Below are 3,522 nucleotides of genomic sequence, written 5' to 3' on the forward strand. Positions count from 1 at the left end.
CGCCGGCGCGCTCCTCGTCGGCGGGCTCGCCGCCGCGGGGATGCCGATCGGCGACGCGGCCGTCGGCGGCGGCAGCGTCGTCGTCGCCGGCGTCGTCGGCATGACCGCGGACAGCCTCCTCGGCGCGCTGTTCGAGGGCGACCTGATCGGCAACCAGGCCGTGAACTTCCTCGCGACCGCCACGGGAGCCGCGACCGCCGTCGCGCTGGAGGTGGCGCTGTTTTGACGCCCGACGACCGGGACGGAACCGGCGGGGACGACGACCGGGACGGAACCGGCGACGCGGCGCCCGATCCCGACCCTCGCGTCCGCCCCGCTCGGCCGCCCGACGCCGACCGGATCCGCGAGCTCCAGTCGCACCTCCGGCGGCCGAGCCCGGACCTCCTGGAGTACGGGCTCGTCGTCGGGACCGCGCTCGTGAGCGTCGCCGACGGCCGCGTCGTCGGGTACCTCCTCCCGGTCGACGCCCCGAACAGGCCCGGCCTCCACGTGGCCGAGCTCGTCGTCGCCCCGGACCACCGTCGGGAGGGCCGCGCCAGCGGGCTGCTCGCGGCCGTCGTCGCCGGTGCCGACGGCCCGGTGACGCTGCAGGCGCACCCCGAGAACGACGCCGCGATCGCGCTGTACGAGGGGGTCGGGTTCGAGGTCGTCGACCGCCGTCCCGACGCCTACGCCGACGCCGACGCGTTGGTGTTTCGGCGGGCGCCGCCGGACCACGAGTGAGCGGCCGGCCGGGCACAGACACAAAAGGCCTATTCGAGTTCCCCGCCTCGGACCAGGCATGAGCGACACCGACGCGGCCGAAGCGGTCGCGGTCGACTTCGGCGAGGACGGGCTCGTCCCCGCGATCGCCCAGGACGCCGACTCCGGGGAGGTGCTGATGCTCGCGTACGTCTCGCCCGAGGCGCTCGCGAAGACCCGCGAGACGGGAGAGGCACACTACTACTCGCGCTCGCGCGACGAGCTGTGGCACAAGGGCGGCTCTTCGGGACACACCCAGGCGGTCCGCGAGGTCCGCGTCGACTGCGACGCCGACACGCTCCTGTACCTCGTCGACCAGAACGTGGGCGCGTGCCACACCGGCCACCGGTCGTGTTTCTACCGGACCGTCGACGGCGAGCACGTCGGCGAGCGCGTCTTCGACCCCGACGAGGTGTACTGAATGGCCGAGGGAGAGCACGCGACCGAGACTGACGGCGACCCTCCCGAATCCGATCCCGTCGCCGAGGCCGGCGAGGCGACCGCCCGACTCCGCGAGCGCTACGACGAGCTGCGCCGGATCGAGGCGCGGATCGACGACCTCGGGCGAGACCGGATCGAGGCCGCCGCCGACGCCTCCCGCCGGGCGCACCGCGTGCTCGACCAGTACGAGGAGGACGCGGTCGGCACCGGCGACTTCGGCTCGTACGTCCAGTTCCGCGGGGCGTTCGACGATGCCGTCGACGTCGACGACGACGCGCTCGCCGCCGACGCGTTCGCGGCCGCCGACGAGGCGGTCGACAAGCGGCGGCTCTCCGAGCGCGACTTCGCGGCCGCCCGCGAGGCGCTCGAACCCGTCAGCGAGTACGTCACCCTCCTCGAGGATCGCGACGAGGCCGAAGACGCGTACCGGCGCGCCCGAAAGGCGGCGAAAGAGGCGCGTAAGGCCCTCGACGACCGCATCGACGAGCTTCGCGAGGCGGCCGCGATGGCCGACGTCGACCTCGACGCCGACGTCGACCGCCTCCGCGAGCCGATCGAGGCGTACAACGAGGGGATCCGCGAGTCGTTCCGGGAGTTCTACCGGTCGGCGTCGGCCCGCGAGGTCTTCGCGTTCCTCGATCGCGCCGACGGGACGCCGTTCGTCGACGTCGACGTGCCGCCGGCGGACCTGGCGTCGTACGTCGACGAGTACGCCGCCGGCGAGGAGCCGCTCCCGACCCTCTTGGAGTACGCGGACTACTCGAACTCCAAGCTGGAACACTACGTCGACGACCCGGGCGCCCTCCGGACCGCGGTCGCGGTCCACCGCACGTACATCGACCGGCTCGACGCCGAGCCGCTGACGCTCGACTGGCCGCCGAAGCCGGGCGACGAACTGGTCTACGAGGTCGACGAGCTGATCCCGCTCGCCTCGCGGATCGCCGACGACGAGACGGTGGCGACGCTGCGGTCGGTCCGCGACCTCGCCCGCGACGACGACTACGAACGGCTCCGCCGTGCGGCCGAGGCGCGCGAGACGCTCGCCGAGGCGGAGTTCGAACTGGTCGCGAGCGGGGCGATCGACGACCGCCTCCGCGAGGCGGAGCGGGCGCGTTCGCTGCTGGAGGACGTGCTCGCGGAGACCGAGCGGGAGTGACGACGGAGTGACGGAGTTTTATCGCCGGCGGAACGACCCTCGGGTATGACCCGATTCGACGCCGCGACGGAGGCCGAGCGGCTGAAGCTGTTCGCGGACGCGGCGACGGCTCACCGGACCCGCTCCAGCGACGTGATGACCGTCGACGTCGACCCCGACAGCGACGTGACCGACGGCGGCGAGGTCCCGCCGTGGATCCAGCTCGCGGGCACGGAGCTGATCCTGGACTGCACCGACGCGGAGCTGGAGCGCTTGAAGGGGCTGCTCGACGAGTTCCCGGAGTTCCGGATCGACGAGCTGGTCAGCCCGGAGGAGGCGGAGGGGACGAACGCGGTCGTCACGGCTCGGTCCGACGCGAACCGCGTGGCGGGGTTCCTCGAACGGGCGTTCCGCGAGGTGTACGGGCTCGACGAGGATTATCGGGCGTGGGTGACGGCAGTCTGAGACCGCGCTTCACGGCGATTTCCGACCCGCCTTCGGTGCCTCACTCCGCGCGCCACGGGCCGCCGAGCGCGTCTCGCTCCGTCGACTCCGCGTCGCCGTCGCGGAAGACGCTCACTCGTCCAGTCTCCTCGCTCAGCGTCACCGTCGCCACGACCTCCGGTCGGACGGAGGTCTCGATCGCGCTCATGTGTCGCGAGCCCATCCACGGCTCGTAGCTCACGTCGTCGACGAGGTCCGACTCTCCGCTCCGGGTGCCCAGGTCCCGGAAGCGGACCATCTGCGCTTCGACCTCGCCGTCGGCGGCGACGACGACGCCGCCGTCCTGTTCGAGGCTCACCGACTCCGCGGCCGAGACGAACGCGTCCTCCTCGAAGACCGACGCGCAGTCCTCGCGGGGCCACCGGTTGTCGCCCATGGCGTCGGCGTACGCGCCGTACCTGCGGTCGGCGACGACCGCGAAGTACAGCCCCGGCCCCTTCACGTGCGGCTCGTCCCACCCGTCGAAGGAGACGCTGACGTGCTCGGCGCAGTAGGTCAGCCGGTCGACGATCTCCCGGACGCGCTCGTGGGTCCCGTACTCGATCGCGAGACCGGTCATGGATCCGCCTCCGTTCGAGGGCGGTCGGTGGGGAACACGGTGACGCGAAGGTGCATACGTGCACGAACACGACGGGCGCATATAAGTGACACCGGGTCGGTCCCGCGGCGGCGCGAGATCTCGGCGACGCTCACCGCCGCGG

Annotated in this window: 5 protein-coding genes and 1 pseudogene; 5 read left to right on the forward strand and 1 reads right to left on the reverse strand. The window is 72.5% G+C overall.

Annotated features, from left to right (window positions below):
• The 5 genes and pseudogenes from GJ633_RS15040 to GJ633_RS15060 form a co-directional block, all read left to right on the forward strand.
• Positions 1-226, forward strand: a pseudogene (locus tag GJ633_RS15040) (DUF92 domain-containing protein); the annotation flags it as partial.
• Positions 223-723, forward strand: coding sequence for a GNAT family N-acetyltransferase (locus GJ633_RS15045; protein WP_156589453.1), 501 nt, complete (start codon positions 223-225; stop codon positions 721-723). The pseudogene GJ633_RS15040 and the gene GJ633_RS15045, both read left to right, overlap by 4 nt.
• Before the next feature lie 58 nt (positions 724-781).
• The gene (gene hisI / locus GJ633_RS15050; RefSeq protein ID WP_156589454.1) at positions 782-1,162 is read left to right on the forward strand and encodes a phosphoribosyl-AMP cyclohydrolase; all 381 of its coding nucleotides are present in this window, start codon (positions 782-784) and stop codon (positions 1,160-1,162) included.
• Positions 1,163-2,338 carry a hypothetical protein gene (locus tag GJ633_RS15055; RefSeq protein WP_156589455.1) on the forward strand — a complete coding sequence of 392 codons (1,176 nt, stop codon included), beginning with the start codon at positions 1,163-1,165 and terminating at the stop codon, positions 2,336-2,338.
• 45 nt (positions 2,339-2,383) lie between these two features.
• Positions 2,384-2,782 (forward strand): hypothetical protein, encoded by a 399-nt coding sequence (locus GJ633_RS15060; RefSeq protein ID WP_156589456.1) that lies wholly within the window; start codon positions 2,384-2,386, stop codon positions 2,780-2,782.
• A gap of 40 nt (positions 2,783-2,822) precedes the next feature.
• Here GJ633_RS15060 and GJ633_RS15065 read toward each other — a convergent pair whose 3' ends face one another.
• The gene (locus GJ633_RS15065; protein WP_156589457.1) at positions 2,823-3,380 is read right to left on the reverse strand and encodes a diadenylate cyclase; all 558 of its coding nucleotides are present in this window, start codon (positions 3,378-3,380) and stop codon (positions 2,823-2,825) included.
• Positions 3,381-3,522: the final 142 nt, after the last annotated feature.

The organism is Halorubrum sp. CBA1125, from assembly GCF_009742825.1.
GTDB lineage: Archaea > Halobacteriota > Halobacteria > Halobacteriales > Haloferacaceae > Halorubrum.

What these genes read in the sequence shown, in the direction of transcription:
- hisI (WP_156589454.1), top strand. Translation starts at nt 782, where the DNA reads ATGAGCGACACCGACGCGGCCGAAGCGGTCGCGGTCGACTTCGGCGAG.
- GJ633_RS15055 (WP_156589455.1), top strand. Translation starts at nt 1,163, where the DNA reads ATGGCCGAGGGAGAGCACGCGACCGAGACTGACGGCGACCCTCCCGAA.
- GJ633_RS15060 (WP_156589456.1), top strand. Translation starts at nt 2,384, where the DNA reads ATGACCCGATTCGACGCCGCGACGGAGGCCGAGCGGCTGAAGCTGTTC.
- GJ633_RS15065 (WP_156589457.1), bottom strand. Translation starts at nt 3,380, where the DNA reads ATGACCGGTCTCGCGATCGAGTACGGGACCCACGAGCGCGTCCGGGAG.